General features: G+C 33.7%; 17 protein-coding genes. 2 read left to right on the forward strand and 15 right to left on the reverse strand.

Annotated elements, in window-relative coordinates; all coding sequences use genetic code 11:
* The 8 genes from flgB to FS802_RS05705 all read right to left on the reverse strand — a co-directional run bounded on the left by flgB (position 1) and on the right by FS802_RS05705 (position 5,982).
* A complete protein-coding gene (gene flgB, locus FS802_RS05670) occupies positions 1-408 on the reverse strand; it encodes a flagellar basal body rod protein FlgB (RefSeq protein ID WP_098653964.1) in 408 nt (135 codons plus the stop codon).
* A 370-nt stretch (positions 409-778) separates the two neighbouring features.
* Positions 779-1,051: a hypothetical protein gene (locus FS802_RS05675; protein WP_001058080.1), complete on the reverse strand. Its 273-nt coding sequence runs from the start codon at positions 1,049-1,051 to the stop codon at positions 779-781.
* Positions 1,041-1,409 carry a flagellar export chaperone FliS gene (locus FS802_RS05680; RefSeq protein ID WP_098653812.1) on the reverse strand — a complete coding sequence of 123 codons (369 nt, stop codon included), beginning with the start codon at positions 1,407-1,409 and terminating at the stop codon, positions 1,041-1,043. Before FS802_RS05680 ends, FS802_RS05675 begins: the two co-directional genes overlap by 11 nt.
* 22 nt (positions 1,410-1,431) lie before the next feature.
* Positions 1,432-2,808 carry a flagellar hook-associated protein 2 gene (locus FS802_RS05685; RefSeq protein ID WP_098653813.1) on the reverse strand — a complete coding sequence of 459 codons (1,377 nt, stop codon included), beginning with the start codon at positions 2,806-2,808 and terminating at the stop codon, positions 1,432-1,434.
* Between the two features lie 19 nt (positions 2,809-2,827).
* Positions 2,828-3,691 carry a flagellar hook-associated protein 3 gene (locus FS802_RS05690; protein WP_098653814.1) on the reverse strand — a complete coding sequence of 288 codons (864 nt, stop codon included), beginning with the start codon at positions 3,689-3,691 and terminating at the stop codon, positions 2,828-2,830.
* A gap of 41 nt (positions 3,692-3,732) precedes the next feature.
* A complete protein-coding gene (gene flgK, locus FS802_RS05695; protein ID WP_098653815.1) occupies positions 3,733-5,031 on the reverse strand; it encodes a flagellar hook-associated protein FlgK in 1,299 nt (432 codons plus the stop codon).
* Between the two features lie 17 nt (positions 5,032-5,048).
* Entirely contained in the window at positions 5,049-5,501 is a 453-nt protein-coding gene (locus FS802_RS05700) for a hypothetical protein (protein ID WP_098653816.1), read from the reverse strand.
* 16 nt (positions 5,502-5,517) lie between these two features.
* Positions 5,518-5,982: a YaaR family protein gene (locus tag FS802_RS05705; protein WP_000946323.1), complete on the reverse strand. Its 465-nt coding sequence runs from the start codon at positions 5,980-5,982 to the stop codon at positions 5,518-5,520.
* Between the two features lie 143 nt (positions 5,983-6,125).
* On the opposite strand from FS802_RS05705, the gene FS802_RS05710 reads away from it, so the two are divergent.
* Both FS802_RS05710 and cheR read left to right on the forward strand, forming a co-directional pair.
* Positions 6,126-6,623 (forward strand): hypothetical protein, encoded by a 498-nt coding sequence (locus FS802_RS05710; RefSeq protein ID WP_001020117.1) that lies wholly within the window; start codon positions 6,126-6,128, stop codon positions 6,621-6,623.
* A 39-nt stretch (positions 6,624-6,662) separates the two neighbouring features.
* Positions 6,663-7,445, forward strand: coding sequence for a protein-glutamate O-methyltransferase CheR (gene cheR / locus FS802_RS05715; protein ID WP_070168628.1), 783 nt, complete (start codon positions 6,663-6,665; stop codon positions 7,443-7,445).
* Between the two features lie 33 nt (positions 7,446-7,478).
* Here the strand turns inward: cheR and FS802_RS05720 are convergent, their stop codons facing one another.
* The 7 genes from FS802_RS05720 to FS802_RS05750 form a co-directional block, all read right to left on the reverse strand.
* Positions 7,479-8,195 carry a hypothetical protein gene (locus FS802_RS05720; RefSeq protein WP_000403983.1) on the reverse strand — a complete coding sequence of 239 codons (717 nt, stop codon included), beginning with the start codon at positions 8,193-8,195 and terminating at the stop codon, positions 7,479-7,481.
* Between the two features lie 27 nt (positions 8,196-8,222).
* A complete protein-coding gene (locus tag FS802_RS05725; protein ID WP_098653817.1) occupies positions 8,223-9,563 on the reverse strand; it encodes a transglycosylase in 1,341 nt (446 codons plus the stop codon).
* Between the two features lie 29 nt (positions 9,564-9,592).
* Positions 9,593-11,236 carry a flagellar motor switch protein gene (locus tag FS802_RS05730; RefSeq protein ID WP_098653818.1) on the reverse strand — a complete coding sequence of 548 codons (1,644 nt, stop codon included), beginning with the start codon at positions 11,234-11,236 and terminating at the stop codon, positions 9,593-9,595.
* Between the two features lie 173 nt (positions 11,237-11,409).
* Positions 11,410-13,413 (reverse strand): chemotaxis protein CheA, encoded by a 2,004-nt coding sequence (locus FS802_RS05735; RefSeq protein ID WP_098653819.1) that lies wholly within the window; start codon positions 13,411-13,413, stop codon positions 11,410-11,412.
* Between the two features lie 129 nt (positions 13,414-13,542).
* On the reverse strand, positions 13,543-13,911 hold the full coding sequence (locus FS802_RS05740) for a response regulator (RefSeq protein WP_000940570.1): 369 nt from the start codon (positions 13,909-13,911) through the stop codon (positions 13,543-13,545).
* Positions 13,912-14,061: 150 nt separating this feature from the next.
* A complete protein-coding gene (locus FS802_RS05745) occupies positions 14,062-14,739 on the reverse strand; it encodes an OmpA family protein (protein ID WP_098653820.1) in 678 nt (225 codons plus the stop codon).
* A 22-nt stretch (positions 14,740-14,761) separates the two neighbouring features.
* Complete coding sequence (locus tag FS802_RS05750) at positions 14,762-15,595, reverse strand: flagellar motor protein MotP (RefSeq protein WP_098653821.1); 834 nt, start codon at positions 15,593-15,595, stop codon at positions 14,762-14,764.
* Positions 15,596-15,690 lie beyond the last annotated feature (95 nt).

Raw genomic sequence — 15,690 nt, forward strand, 5'->3', positions numbered from 1 at the left:
TTAACGTCCGCGTGCTGCTTGGTTAATTGCATATTGTGTATTAATCGCGTTAATTGAAATACCGTATAACTGATTTGCTTTCATTAAATCTAGCATTTCTGTCGTTACATCCACACTATTTCCATCTTTATTCGTTTGCATTGATTTTGTTTGCATCTTTGCATATGTATTTTTCGTATTCACTGTCGGTAAGTGCATTTCATTCGTTTGATATAAATTTGGATTACTCTTTAAGTCCGCAGCATTGTTTTTATATAATGCACTACTTTTATTCATTTGCTCAGCAAATGCTACATCTTGTGCTTTATAACCAGGTGTATTCGCATTTGCAATATTACTAGAAACAGTATTTCGTTTCGTCACTAAATAATTCATATAATGGCCTACATCACTCACTAAATCCGGCATATTCCACACCCTTTCTTTTCTAATTTCATGATCCACTAATGGAAGTTTCACTTCATTATTTATTTCCTTATATGCGTTTATTAAAATATTAACAATCATGTACCCTTACATATTTTATTCCATTTTTTCATTGTTGTCTTTAGAAAAATACAAAAATATAAAAAAAGAATACAAAAAAACTGTATACACGCAATAATCTATGAAACATTTCAATATATGATCTACAAACTAAAGTTCATTTTCACATTATTTAGATTACTACTATTTTTTCATTACAGTCATAAAATGAAACCTCAACCAGCGGAAGTCTTTATTTAAACAAAGGAATGGATCCCCTCTTAAAAGGGGAATCCGTTTCTAAACTCTATCACTAAAATTTACCGTAAAATGAATTAGCTTTCATGCGCCCATCATTTGTCATAATCATTTCTTCCAAAATCTTTTGCTTATCTCGAATATGCTGTGCCGCTTTAATAATGAATGGGCTTACTTCTGCTGCAACTTGTGCACGCGTTTCTTCATCCAATGTCATCATCCAGCGATTTAACATTTCACTCTTCTCAGCAAACTCTCCATCTGAAACTTGCAATTCACCGATTTCATTAAAACAGCCGACAAACGTCCGATAAATATCATTGTTCATTTTCAAGTGCTCCGCGGTAACCATCTATTAAATCTTGTAACACTTTCACAATCGCATCCATGTCTTTTGCTTCACGCGTTACTTTCATCGTTTGAATTTGAATGCTAATCCAATCGTATAAACCAAATAAGCTATCATATAAATCTTTCGTAATTTCAGGATTTAACTGGAGCTTCAACTCTTCAAATATACGTTCTAACTTTTCAAGAAGTTCATCACCTTCTTGAATTTTGAATGTATTTAAAAGTTCTTCCAATTTACAAAACTCGATGATACATCTCTCATAAATAAATATTGTATTTTTAATTGGATTACTCGTCATAATATCATTTTGCATATAACGTTGCCATGCTTGCATACAATCACTTCCTCAGCTTTCATTAGTCATCACTTTTTGTTTTTGTCATTGCTTGAATTGTCTTCAACTGACTATCAAGTAATGCTAACTGACTTTCTAATTTTGCATATTTATCAATAATTGTTTTTTGTTTTTCCTTATTAACTGTATCAATATCTTGAATTTTTCTCTCTAAATCAGTTACTTGCTTTTCAATACTTTTAGAACGTTTCCCAATAATTCCTTCATCTCCAAATATCCCGTCTAACTTTTTCTCTGTATTATGACCTAAGCCATTCAAGCCAAAGAAAAATTGTTTCGTAGATTCCGGATTCTCTTTAAAAGCTGTTTTCAATTTTTCTTCATCAAGAGTCATATTACCTTTTTTATCAATTTGAATTCCAAAAGAAAATAAATACTTATCATCTTGGGAAAAGTTAAAAATACCTGTCATTGCATTATTGATAGCAAATGACACATTATTCCCTTGCATTACTCCATTTTCCCCAGCAAATAAATCCAAACTTTTAACAGCCTTATTATACTCGTCTTTCATTTTTTTTATTAAGTCTATCGAATTTTTTATATCAGAATCTTCAATAGTTAATTTTATTGGCTCTGTAGTTTCCTTTTCCAAATTAATAGTTAATCCTGGAATTGTATCTATCTTATTTGTTTTACTAGTTCCTTTTATTCCATTTATTGTATACTCAGCATTTATTGCTCCTGTCACTTGATGTGCAACAACATTCGTTCCATCCGTATTTTTCGCAGAAGTAACTAGCCCTATATTTTGTAAAAAACCATTGACGCCATCAGTTAATTTGAGCTCTCCAGCTTCTCCTGCAGTAGTCGATGTGAAAAATAGTTGATCCCCTAAAGTATATACCGATGTACCATAATTCCCATTATTTATCTTATTGACAAGATCTTTATACGTCATATCTTTTGAGATTTTAACTTCTTTTCCATTTATCTGAAATACATCATCTACTCCAAGTTTTAAATCTAAACTAAATTGTTGCTCCATACCTTCAGGAGTTTTTGAAGGAGTAAGTGGAGCTGTAGTTATTTGATGTCTTTCAGCTACTCGCTCTACTGTAATTGTGTATGTTCCAGGAATTGCGGCAGCGTCAGCTTGTGCTTTCATAAAACCATCTTTGGATAGAGTTGTTTTCTTTTCATCACCTTTAAATGCGTATAAATCTTTGAACACTTGTACAAGATTTGCAAATTCTTTTTTCATGCTTGCATACACATTTTTTTCATTTGTTAACGTTTGTTTTTGTGTAGTATAGGGTGATTTTTTCATTTCCAATGCTTGTAACTCTAAATCGACTAACTTCTTTGTATCTATTATGTTATTTCCTAAATTCCATATTTGTTGTCTGCCACCATAATCAGATATTGTTCCTGCCATATTTTTCACTCCTTATTGTTTACATATAATCTAAAATACTCGTTTTACTCATCGTACTAACTGCCTTAAGTGTTGCTTCATACGTTGCGTTTATATAAGCTAAATCAGAAATTGCTACCGCTAAATCAACATCCTCAATTTCTTTACGGTTTTCTTGAAGTGCTAAATTTTGCTCGCTTAAAATTGTTTTAAACGTCTCCATTGTGTTCATTGTTGAACCGACTTCAGTTGTGCGGTTAATGATGCCATCTAAGTTTTGCTTATTTTCTTCTAATAACGGTTGTAACGCTTTTGGGTCACCGTTTTGCATCGCTTCACTCATCTGTTTTAACGTTTTTATAACCGGGGATAATAATGCATCTCCGTTCCGGAACGCTTTGAATTCATAACCGTCATTTAGTTGCCAGTTCACATCATTTTTTCCACCTTGATACGTACCATCTTCTGTAAACGGTGGATTCTCTGCACTATCACCACCGAAAATATAACGACCTTGTTCTTGCGTATTCGCTAAATATACGACTTGTTTTAAAATTTGATCAATCTCTACACCCATAGCCTGCAATTCTTTTTCACTATTTGTCCCATTTAATGCTTGTACTGTTAATTGGTCTGCTCTTGTTAAAGACTTCAACACACTTTGTAAAGTATTTTCAGTTTGTGTTAATACATTTTTAGAATCCGTTATATCTTTTTGCATTTGCTCCATATTCGCCAATGAATGTTGAATCGCAAATGATTTACTTGCTGCAAGTGGATCTTCACTCATAAAAAGGTTTTTCTTCCCTGAAGTTACTTGATTTCGATGGTATTGTTGTTGCACATTCAAATCCATTAACTGATTCTTTGCCCAGCTTGCATTTTGAAATGTAGATACTCTCATTTCTATCTCCTCCTTATATATTTCCAATCAATTACTATCACTTATCGAATAATCGAAAATAGACTATCAAACACTTCATTCATCGTAGTAATAGCTTTAGAGTTTGCAACGAAATATTTTTGGAAGGCCATTAAATTAACCATTTCCTCTTCCATATTAACGCCTTCAACACCCATCTTTTCTTGCTGAATCCCCTCTAATAAATCCCCATGAATTTTTTGATAAGCATTCACTGCACTTTTATCAGATGCTACACCAACTATAAATTGGTCTAATGCTTGTTTATATGTAAGTCCTTCTTTATAATCATCATTCGTAATTGCTGCTAGTTTATTTGCTGTTTCAGCTGATATTTTCATTTTCGAAACATCTTTTGCAAATTCAGGGTTTAATTTCATATCTTTCGCTTGATCTCCAACGAAGAACTCTTTCCCCATTACTGTGTTCACTTCATTCTTTACAGAACTCATTAGTTCTTCAAGGTTTTTCTTATAACTAGCAATCTTCGCTTTCGTATCGATCGCTGATTGAATTGCTCCACTAGTTAAAGGAATTTCCGAACCGTAAATTTCAGCAGTCATTGGTTCTTTTTCTTTATTTAATTGAAGTGGATATGTATCTTGTCCATTTACTGTTAAAACACCATTCATTCTAACACTCGCGATATTAGGATTCATAGATTCATAAGACACTTCTATATTTGCATACTTAGACATTTCTGTAATGATACGATCACGTTCATCCAAAAGTTGATTTGGCACTTGTGTACCTGCTTGTCCAATTTTTTTATTCGCTTCCGCTAAGCTGCCAGCAAGACGATTAAATTCATTGACATGCGCTTCAATATCTTCTGTCGTTTGTGCTTCTGCTGTATCTAAGCCTTTCGCTAGACGATTTACTTGACTTGTAAACTTACCAGTTTCAGAAATTAATGTATCGTAGTAATTTGGTTGTTCTGGATTTTTTGCGACTTCACGAAAGGCATTAAAGAAGCCATCCATTAAACTAGATAATGAATTCTTTCCTGTCGTTCCAACCATAGATTCTACACGTGATAAAGTCGAATTCATGTAGTTATAGTAAGAGAGTTGAGATAATTGATCGTTAAACTGTTTCGTCTTTACTTCATCTGTAATACGGTCAACGCCTAACGTTTGTACACCGTAACCTATTTTTTGTTCTGGTGAATAGCCCTGACTTGCTCCAGCCGATCCGTAATTCACCATTTGACGCACATAACCAGGCGTATGAATGTTAGATAAATTTTGTTTCGTCGTTTGTAATCCCATTTGTGCCGCTAACAAACCCGATAACGGCGTATTATAATCAGATAGTCTCATAATGTTTCACTTCCCCTTTACAATAGTTCGTTCATAAAGATTTGTGAATTATTGTTTCGCTCTAAATTATATTCAGAAACGGAATCCACAATACTTTCTGTAGTTTTTAATAGTACGTTTAAGTAATATTGATTTTTCAAAAGAATCATTTTTACATTCTCTTCTAATTCAACTACATTTTTTTGTAATTCTTCCATTTTTTTAATTTCTTCATGAGAAAAATACGAAAATAACGCACTTACGCGAAATGATTCCACGCCCTGTTCTTTACAAAACTGAACAACTATTTCTTCAAATGAACTTGATAACTTTTTTAAACCATCAATGTACTGCAATTGCTCTACTTGTAACTTTTGAACTGCATTTACATTTTTATGTTTTAAATTCTCATATATTTGTTCCCCAAGCGCTTGAATGTTTTCATATGCTTTTTGAATAATAACGAGCTTTTCATATAATTGTATGTACATATAGCTTCCTTCCCTTTTACAAGACTAAATTTACAATTAAACCGTGGATTTCTCCAATCTGATTTAACATTTCTAAATGTCCCGTTTTCGTATTAATTAAATTCATAACATCTTCTAACTCATTTAATCCCATTTCCGCTTGTTTCACAATCGTCATTTTCTGTGAATATCCGTAACGCGGATGACGAGACATGACATCTTTATATTGCAATACATTATCTACGTAAAAATTCAAAAATGATTTTACTGTATTTTTGTATTCCATTACATTATCAAGCGTTAATTCCATTTCAATTTTCTCTTTAATTTCTCCAATGTTATCGACAAATGCTTCCATTTGTTCTAACAATTTATCCTTTTTCGGATCTGCATGCAAATTATCCGAAAATGCAAGTCCTGTCCTGACATTTGCTTCTTTCGGCATTTGAGTAGCAGGCGGTATATGCGATAAAATCGGATTATGTGAGATCGAACGCAGCATATATATCACCTATTTATTTTTTTATTTCTTCCTAAACTTAATCGTAAAATCCAGTTATTTATAATTATACTCTGAACACTAATATTTTGCAGTTATTTTTTATAAAAGATATGTTACAATTTAGCATGAGGTGGCACAAATCTATGAATATTTTTCTTTGTGGTTCAAATCAATTAACAGCATTAGATCAAGAAGAAATAAAAAAATTTTTAACTGACTATGCTCACAAACATAAAATTTACATATTATGTTATAAAACTATCGAAAATGAGATTCTTCGCTTTTTCATCGAAAACGAAAGACTCGCTCAAAATTTATGCCTTTACACGCTACAGCCGTTACAAGCATTAACAGATGAATTTCAAGAGGTCGTTGATTACTTAAAAAAACACGGAGCCGAGTATGTCGCTTTTGATCATCCTTCTGACTCCATTTACCGATCAGATTATATGTTTTTTGTAAAACAAATAATCGAAGATACCGATTTAGTTCTCTGTTTTTATAATGGGGACAAGCATACTTCTGTCATTCCCGTTGACGTTGCAAAAGAAGCAGGAATTGATGCTGTTATTTATGATTTACCAGGTTTACATGAAAAACAGATGAAAAAAAACTTTGAACAAAAAATCCGTATGATGTAAAGGGGGAGGCACAATATCGTTATTGTGCCTATTATAAATATGATAATTGAACAAGATTATGATCATTTTATCGCGAGTTTTAAACAACAATTCAATATGGATATCGCTTCATATAAACAAGATAGAATGCGTCGTAGAATCGATGCTTTTATTTCGAGAAAGGGCTTTGAGAACTACACTAGTTTTTTAAGCAATTTACGTACCGATCAAAATTTATTTTTAAGTTTTATTGACTATATTACAATTAACGTTTCAGAGTTTTTTAGAAATAAAGAACGTTGGCAAACGTTAGAGACGAAAGCACTACCAAAATTACTCGAACAAAATAACGGAAAATTAAAAGTATGGAGTGCCGCTTGTGCTGCCGGCGAAGAGCCATATACACTCTCTTTGATTTTATCGAAGCATCTAGCTCCATATCGTTTTGATATACAAGCAACAGATCTTGATTTTCACATTTTAGAAACTGCAAAACGCGGTCAATATACAGAACGTTCTTTAAAAGAATTACCTATCGATTTGAAAGAGCGTCATTTTACAAAAGAGAATGATATATATTCATTACATCAAAACATTAAGCAAAACGTCACGTTCAAACAGCACGACCTTTTAATGCAGTCATTCGATACAAATTACGACTTAATCATTTGTCGTAATGTAATGATTTACTTTACAGAAGAAGCAAGAGTAAAACTTTATGAAAAATTTAGTCGTGCTTTACGCAAAGGTGGCGTATTATTTGTTGGTAGTACCGAACAAATTTTAACACCTGAACGTTATAATCTTCAGAGATTTGATACATTCTTCTACGAAAAAATATAAAAGAGGTCGTCACAATGTAAAGTGACGACCTTTTTATATAACTCGAATTAAAATAATAGCAACAATCCATACAAAGAGAAAAAGAAATGTCATAGACCATTTATGTTCTTGCATCGTTTGTTTCAGGGCCTGTGATAATTGTGTCATATTCATTTCTGCGAGCGCTCTCCATACACTTACATCCCGCTCTTTAGCAGTGCGATCTGTAACGCTAATTAAAATAGTTTCGTTAGACAATTTCGTTATGTAAGCAGTAATAACCGTTACCATTAAATTTATATTTCCTTCTGAAGAATCACTTTCCACTCTAGAAATGAGTGCACTTACATCTAATAACGGAATATGTACCTTTCTACCAAATGATAGTTGTACTTCTGCGAAATCATACGTTCCATCTAACAAAGGAAGTTCTTTTATATGCGCCTGCTTAACAAGCCCTTGTAAACTTCTCATTACTTGTTCAAATACTTTTTCTGTTTGCTTCCCTTCTCCAGATAACGTATGCAACTTTTTAAAGAGTTGTAACACTGTATCCATCTCTTTAGAAAGCATTTCCTTCATAACCTTTCCATCACCTAAACTCGCGAGTAAAATGCCTATTTCATTATTTTTCGAAATAATTTTAGACTGTCCAGTAAACACTAGATTACTATGCTTTCGTTCTTTCTGGATTTCATGTTCCGAAATAGCTGCAGGCTGTTTTAATGGTTGTAGCGTCTTATTTTCAATTGTCGTACGTTTAATCTCCATCTAAGCGCCTCCACTACTATGAAATAATTAGCCCCATTCTTTATTACTTTTTAAAACTAAGAACAGTACGAATAAACCAGACATAATAGCAAATACATTAGAAGCTTGTATTCCCTGTTCACTTTTTGCTTCTTTCTTATCTTCTGGCTCTTCTTTTTTCTCTTTCTTTTTCGAAATGACTTGATTGTTATTATCTTTATCTTTTTGAGCCTTCGCTTTATTTACTTCCTTGTTGTCTGTGAGAGGCTCTTTTATAACATAAGTAATTTTTTCTTTCTCTTTCAATGGTTCTTTTATAAGATCGTTTACTTTCTCTTCTTTTTTTGGAATTTGAACAACTGGCGGTTTTTCTTCTGGAAGCGGGATTTCTACTTTCGAGTCTTCCTGCTTCTCAGTTTCTTTCTTATCTTCTACTTTATCTTCATTCTCTCGTTCTTCTATCTTTTTATCCTCTTCTGGTTTTTGCTCCAAAATAGAAACGATATACTCACTTTCCTCAACCAGTTTATTGCCGGCCGCATCCACTATCTCTACAAGTATTTCGTATGTCCCGATTGGCAACGCATCCGTTATTTCAAATACTTTTTGCCAATCCATGTCGCGCTTATTGTAGTCTAATAAAAAGGTAATCTCTTTATTTTCTTTCCCCTTTAATATCACGCGGACTTCTTTCACAATTGATTCTACGTCTGTCGCCTTCACTCGCACACGTATAGAATTGCCTTGTTTTCGTTCAATTACGTTTCCCTTCGTCTCATCAATCGTAACTTTATGCAACTTCGGCAACTCTTTATCTAAAGTTGGCATTTCATTATTTATACGAATGAGCGGGACTTTCACTTCATTTTCTACAAGCTCTTCTTTCTCATTTTCTTTGTAACTTTGAACGAGCTGAAGATTCCAATCACCTTGCAAATCAAAAGTTTCGACCTTGTAGTTAGCAATCCATCGCTTCGTTTCCTCATCATACTTAAACGATAGCATTCTTTCTTGTTCATACCGATCGCCGTTTTTTGGCAAGCGCAAAATACCTTTTATACTTTGAACATTTTGCTCTTTCGGCTCTACAATAACCCGCACTTCTTCGCCAACTTTTAATTCCGACTTATTTACTGTAATAACCCCTTGATCTGTCTCTATCTTTTTTTCGACCTCTTGTTCATTTGCTACTTCTTGTTGTTCCTCTTTACCTTGATTCACTTCCACTTGCTCTGGCTGCTCTTGAACTTCTTTGTTTTCTTCTTGTACATTCATTTCATTTAATTTTTGATCTGGCTCAATTTGTTCTTCCGCCTGACTTTGCAGTGGGAAGAACAAACACACATTTATGAATAACCAGCTCATTAGAAAAAACTTTACGTTTTTCATCTACTAGCTCAAACTCCTATTTCAACGACTTATAGCGATTTCGTCACTTTTACTCCGAAGAATCCATCTACATTTACAAGTTCACCATACGCCACCAATACATCATTTACATAAATACGAATTGGTTCGTCAATATCCTCATCTAGTACAACCGCTTCATTCTCTTGTAAACTTAAAATATCTTGAATTGTTTTCACTGTGCTTCCAAATACAAATTTCACATTCATTTCTACATTTTGTAAGATGGATGTGTCCATGTATACTGGTTCCATTTGTTTTACTTCTTTAAATTCAATAGGTTGCACAACAGGTTCTACAATTTTTTCTTCTTCAATTTCTTCCGTAACAATCTCTTCTTCCTCTTCCACCATTGGATATAGAAGTCTTCTTACCATTTCTTTCGCTTCTGAAATCGGTAAAATTTGATACATTTTCGATTGAAGCAGATCGCCAATTTCAAGGTTGAACGTAATTTGGACGAGTTCGTCCACTTTCATTGACTCTCCCAAATATTCCATTTCTTCTTTTAACGTTACGAATTTAACATTTGGTGGTGTCATGTCCATTTTTTCTTGAAACATTTCTGACATCGCCGTCGCAGCATGCCCCATCATTTGGTTCATGATTTCTTTAATACCGCTCAGTTCTAATTCACTAAGCTCCTTCTCTGGATCAACTTCCCCTGTTCCCATCATCATTAAATCTACCATTGTTAAAGCGACATCTTTCGTAAATACGAATACATTCTCATTCTTTAGCCCTTCAACAAAATCAACATTTAAAATAACAAACGGGACTGGTACTCCGTCATAATGACGGACATTGATTGATTCTACATTGGGCGTACTAATTGTAACTGGCTGATTTAATAGTGTTGACAATACTGTTGAAGCGGAACCAATTGAAATATTTGCAATTTCACCAAGGACATCTTTCTCTTCTTGTGTTAAATGCTCTTTTTCAACTTGTTCTTCTACAATCTCAGTTTCCACTACTTCTGCTGGCTCATCTTTTTCTTCTACTCCACCAGATAATTGCATTAATTTATTTACCATTCGTTTCGCATGTTCAACTGAAACAATTTGCACAAGTTTAGAGTTTACAAGATTATCTATCTTTAAATCAAACGATACTTTAACAATCGTATGATTCCCATCGATTTCAGAGATTTTCTCCATTTCTTCTGATAACTTTACAACTTTAATTGTCGGCGGAGACATATCTACTGTATCTTGGAAGAATTCAGACATAGATGTAGCTGCGAACCCCATCATTTGATTCATCGCTTCTTGTACAGCACTTAGCTCTAATTCACCAAGTTCTTTTCCGTCTTCCACTTCACCTGTTCCCATCATCATTAAATCAGCAATGGATAATGCAACATCTTGCTTAAGGACAAGAAGGTTTTCCATATCTAATCCTTTTGTAAAATGAATGTTTAATACAACGTGTGGAACTTCGACGTCGCTTGAATCATATAAATCTACCAATTCTATGCGAGGAGCAGTAATGCTTACTTGCCTATTTAAGATTGTTGATAATACAGTCGAAGCTGAACCAAATGATATATTTGCAATTTCGCCAAGAATATCGCATTCTTGAGGCGTTAAATGCTCATTTTCTTTTTCTAGCACAATTGTGCTCGTATCCCCTTTTGTGTGTTGCTCAGGCATTTTCTCTGCCTCCTCATTTCTGTTTTTCTATCAAATGATATAAACTCTCATTTTATTTTAACAAACTTATTATATAAAACGTTAATATGTATTTATTCCCATTTTTAGATTAGTAACGATTAACCAAAAAGCTCCCCAATTGTATACAAGTGGGGAGCTTTCCTTCATTCCTATTATAAACCTTCTGGGTTTAAAATGAGGACCACTCGTCCATCACCGAGAATTGTCGCACCAGAGAAATAATTAGAACTCTCCGCAAAGAAGTCACCTAATGACTTTAAGACGATTTCTCTTTGACCGATAATTGTGTTTACAATAAGTCCATAGCTGCGATGTGTATTACGAACAATTAACACAGGAACCATTTGACCATCATATGACGCAAACGCCTCATCTACTGTTTTCTCACCAAATACAGTACTTAAATGCTTCACTTCAATAATTTGATTACGGTAATTTAACACATCTCTTCCTTGTAAGGATTGGATGTCTTCTCTCTTAATCCGAATTGCTTCAACAATATTACCAAGAGGGAAAGCATAACGTTTATCATTCGTTTGAACAAGCATAGATTGAATAATGGACAACGTTAATGGCAGTTCAATTCTAAATGTACTACCTTTTCCTTCTTCAGAATCAATAATTAAATGTCCACCTAAACTATGGATCGTATGTTTCACTACATCTAATCCAACGCCACGCCCAGAAAGGTCTGATACAACTTCAGCTGTACTAAATCCTGGTTGGAAAATCAAATCAAATACTTCACGGTCCGTTAATTTATTTGCCTCAGATTCTGTTACAACACCATTTTTAATCGCTTTTTCTAATACTTTCCCTTTATGAATTCCATTTCCATCATCCGTAATTTGAATAACGACATGATTTCCACTATGAAACGCTTCTAATTTAATCGTACCTGTCTCATTTTTCCCTGCATCACGACGTTGTTCAACAGTTTCAACACCGTGATCAATTGCATTACGAATTAAATGGACGAGTGGATCACCGATTTCATCAATAACAATTTTATCAACTTCGGTGTCTTCACCTGTAATTTGTAAATCGATTTTCTTCCCTAAATCTTTCGCTAACATACGTACCATACGCGGGAAACGATTGAAAACAGTTTCTATCGGTACCATACGCATGTTTAGTAGTACATTTTGAATATCTTTTGAAATATCGCCTAATCGATTTAAATGCTCAATTAATTCCTTGTTTTGAATTGCTTGTGCCAATTCATCTATACGACCACGCTCAATTACACTTTCTTCAAACATGTTCATTAATCTTTCAATTTTTTCTAATTGAACACGTATGGAACGATTTTCCACTTTACCATTTTTCGTTTTTGCAGTGCTTTTAGCAGGTGTAGCATTAGCAGATTGCTTCGATACTTCTTTAGTTGATTCCACATGCGTAGCCGCTTGTAAATCTTCCTGCATAGCTTCTTGTGTGCCCAATTCTTTCGAGACTACTTCTTTTAATGTATGTCCTTGCTTTACTTCTACTTTCTCAATTTCAGAAACATGAAGCACTACTTGTTTTAATTCTTCTTCACTTTGATCAGTATCCATAAATACTGTGAACTCAAACCCGAAAGCATCTGCTTCAATTTCTTCAATACTTGGAACTGTTTTTTGTACATTACCTACATTTTGCAGTGCTTCAATACACATAATTGCACGTACTGCTTTTAAAATAGCATGTTGCTCAACAGTTATATGCACTTCATGCGAAACTGCATCATCATTATTTATAGGTTCTTGCTCAATATATTCCGCAGGAGTTTCTACATTGCCATTCAATAATGCTTCTAATTTCTGCTTAGTTGTAATTACATCAATATTGCCCATTCCGCCTTGTTGCACATCTGCAACCATCTTCTCTAAATTATCAATGCACTCAAAAATCACATCAATAATCTCTGCATTTACAACTATATTCCCATGACGAATTTCATCTAAAACGTTTTCCATTTTATGCGTTAAATCCGCCATTTCCGTAAATTCCATACTCGCTGACATACCTTTAAATGTATGGGCTGAGCGGAATATTTCTCCCACAACATCCATATCAGTGGGATTTTGTTCTAAAGTTAGCACATTTTCATTTAGCGATTGTAAATGTTCTTCTGATTCCTCAAAAAATATATTTAATAGATCTGTTTGCATTTTCATCCCCTACCTGTCTAACAAACATTTCATTTATGTATAACAATTTAGTGTTTTAAAGCAAGAAAAAAGGGGGCCACACGCATATCCGCTATCAATGTTTAGATTCCTTGTGGCACCCCTTCTATATTAGCTGTTTGCTACTTTTGTTAAAGCTTCAATTACGCGATCTGCTTGGAATGGCTTTACAATAAAGTCTTTTGCCCCACCCTTAATTGCATCTAATACCATACCTTGTTGCCCCATTGCGGAACAAATAACAACTTTTGCACTTGAATCAATTTTAATAATTTCTTTTAATGCTTCAAGTCCGTCCATTTCTGGCATAGTAATATCTAATGTTACAATATCCGGTTGAAGTTCTTTAAACTTCTGAATTGCTTCTACTCCATTCTCTGCTTCACCAATAATTTCAAATTCAGAATTACTTTTTAATAAGTTTTTAATCATCGTTCGCATGAACATCGCATCGTCTACAACTAAAATTTTATGTGCCATTCTTTTTAATTCTCTCCTTCTATGTATAAATATATCTTAATATTTCACCTTATCATTCTCACTCATTATACAAAATAAAATGATAAAATTTAATATTTTTTTAAAAGAATTTTCGTATTTTCATTATTTTATTATTAAAATGATAATATACTATTCTTTTATGTAAATGACAACGCGACGGTTTTTCTCCCAATTTTGCGGTGAATCATTTGGTACAACTGGCTTTGTGTCTGCATATCCTACCGCAGCTAGCCTTTTATCATCCACATTATACACTTCGATTAAGTGGTGAATCATATTTGCTGCTCTTGCTGAAGACAGCTCCCAGTTAGAAGGGAATTTGTTATTATGAATAGGTCTACTATCTGTATGCCCTTCAACAACAATCGAATTTGGTACTGATTGGAAAAAACCAACTAATTGACTTATTATCTCTTTCGCTTCTGGTTTAACGTTCGCGTCACCCGTATCAAATATTAAATTATCTACTATAACGACGCTTACTCCCGTATCCTCTCGATATACATTCACTTGACTAATACCGTTATTATCTACATATGCTTTTAACTTTTTATATAATTCGTCCATTCTCTTTTTAGAGACCATTTTTTCATCATTTTTTTCATGTGAAATATCTGGTATTGTATTTTCCATTACTTTTGCATCTACTTGCTCCACGTCACTAAACTTTTCAAGCATCTGTGACAATTTTACTGCATCCTGCTTTGATGTAGCAACTAGTAATACAAAGAAAGTTAATAATAACATCGTTAAATCTGTAAAAGTCGTCATCCAACGAGGCGATCCCTTTTGCGGTCGTTGCATCATAACCATACCACTCCTTGAAATATTAGGCTGCTCGTTTTACTTTTTTTATCTTTGTTTCGTATACATATGTATCGAGTTTCAACTTTAATTTAGAAGGAATTTGACCGCGATATAATTCTGAAATCGCTTCAATAACAAACTTCTTCTCTGTATATAAATCTTCAATACCACGATACACTTTTTCAGCAAGAGGGATTGCAATCATATTTGCAAGTACTGACCCATACAATGTCGTTAACATCGCAACTGCCATCCCTGTACCAATTTGCGATGTGTCTTGCAAGTTTTGAAGCATAATGATAAGACCGATTAAAGTCCCTATCATGCCCCAAGCTGGAGCGAAATCGCCAATTTTATCTAGTAATGCTGCCCCTTTTCTTAACTCATACACTTCCGTTTCAACATCTTTCATTAACACTTCTTTTAATTCATCTTCATCGTAACCACTTAACATTAATCGAATTCCTTTTTGAATAAAAGGATTGTCTACTTGCTCTCCATCAACTTCTAAAGAAAGCAAACCGTGTTTTTTAGACTTTTTCGAAAAATTGACAAACAAATCCGTTAACTGTTCTAAATCTTCTTCTTTTCTATGTAAAACAGTAAAAATACTTTTCGTATATTTTTTTATTTCTCCAAATCGATATGCCACAACAATTGTCGCAGTTGTTCCCCCTATTACAATTAAAATAGATGAAACATCTAAAAAGTTTTTAAAAGCTTTTACTCCGCCGCCGCCAATCATAATTGCCGCTATCACTATAGCAAAACCTACTATTATGCCCACTGGGCTAGAAATATCAAACTTCCTTTTTTTTCTTTCTGGTCTAGCAAACACTTGATTTTCGTCTCCCATATTCCGGCCCTTCCCTTTTCATTTTTATAAAACATTTTTTTATTTTAATAATGCGTTTTCACATATAATAAGTATTATACGCTCATCATCTATTT

It is taken from the genome of Bacillus sp. DE0042, assembly GCF_007680225.1.
GTDB lineage: Bacteria > Bacillota > Bacilli > Bacillales > Bacillaceae_G > Bacillus_A > Bacillus_A wiedmannii.

What these genes read in the sequence shown, in the direction of transcription:
- flgB (WP_098653964.1), bottom strand. Translation starts at nt 408, where the DNA reads ATGCCGGATTTAGTGAGTGATGTAGGCCATTATATGAATTATTTAGTG.
- FS802_RS05675 (WP_001058080.1), bottom strand. Translation starts at nt 1,051, where the DNA reads ATGAACAATGATATTTATCGGACGTTTGTCGGCTGTTTTAATGAAATC.
- FS802_RS05680 (WP_098653812.1), bottom strand. Translation starts at nt 1,409, where the DNA reads ATGCAAGCATGGCAACGTTATATGCAAAATGATATTATGACGAGTAAT.
- FS802_RS05685 (WP_098653813.1), bottom strand. Translation starts at nt 2,808, where the DNA reads ATGGCAGGAACAATATCTGATTATGGTGGCAGACAACAAATATGGAAT.
- FS802_RS05690 (WP_098653814.1), bottom strand. Translation starts at nt 3,691, where the DNA reads ATGAGAGTATCTACATTTCAAAATGCAAGCTGGGCAAAGAATCAGTTA.
- flgK (WP_098653815.1), bottom strand. Translation starts at nt 5,031, where the DNA reads ATGAGACTATCTGATTATAATACGCCGTTATCGGGTTTGTTAGCGGCA.
- FS802_RS05700 (WP_098653816.1), bottom strand. Translation starts at nt 5,501, where the DNA reads ATGTACATACAATTATATGAAAAGCTCGTTATTATTCAAAAAGCATAT.
- FS802_RS05705 (WP_000946323.1), bottom strand. Translation starts at nt 5,982, where the DNA reads ATGCTGCGTTCGATCTCACATAATCCGATTTTATCGCATATACCGCCT.
- FS802_RS05710 (WP_001020117.1), top strand. Translation starts at nt 6,126, where the DNA reads ATGAATATTTTTCTTTGTGGTTCAAATCAATTAACAGCATTAGATCAA.
- cheR (WP_070168628.1), top strand. Translation starts at nt 6,663, where the DNA reads ATGATAATTGAACAAGATTATGATCATTTTATCGCGAGTTTTAAACAA.
- FS802_RS05720 (WP_000403983.1), bottom strand. Translation starts at nt 8,195, where the DNA reads ATGGAGATTAAACGTACGACAATTGAAAATAAGACGCTACAACCATTA.
- FS802_RS05725 (WP_098653817.1), bottom strand. Translation starts at nt 9,563, where the DNA reads ATGAAAAACGTAAAGTTTTTTCTAATGAGCTGGTTATTCATAAATGTG.
- FS802_RS05730 (WP_098653818.1), bottom strand. Translation starts at nt 11,236, where the DNA reads ATGCCTGAGCAACACACAAAAGGGGATACGAGCACAATTGTGCTAGAA.
- FS802_RS05735 (WP_098653819.1), bottom strand. Translation starts at nt 13,413, where the DNA reads ATGCAAACAGATCTATTAAATATATTTTTTGAGGAATCAGAAGAACAT.
- FS802_RS05740 (WP_000940570.1), bottom strand. Translation starts at nt 13,911, where the DNA reads ATGGCACATAAAATTTTAGTTGTAGACGATGCGATGTTCATGCGAACG.
- FS802_RS05745 (WP_098653820.1), bottom strand. Translation starts at nt 14,739, where the DNA reads ATGATGCAACGACCGCAAAAGGGATCGCCTCGTTGGATGACGACTTTT.
- FS802_RS05750 (WP_098653821.1), bottom strand. Translation starts at nt 15,595, where the DNA reads ATGGGAGACGAAAATCAAGTGTTTGCTAGACCAGAAAGAAAAAAAAGG.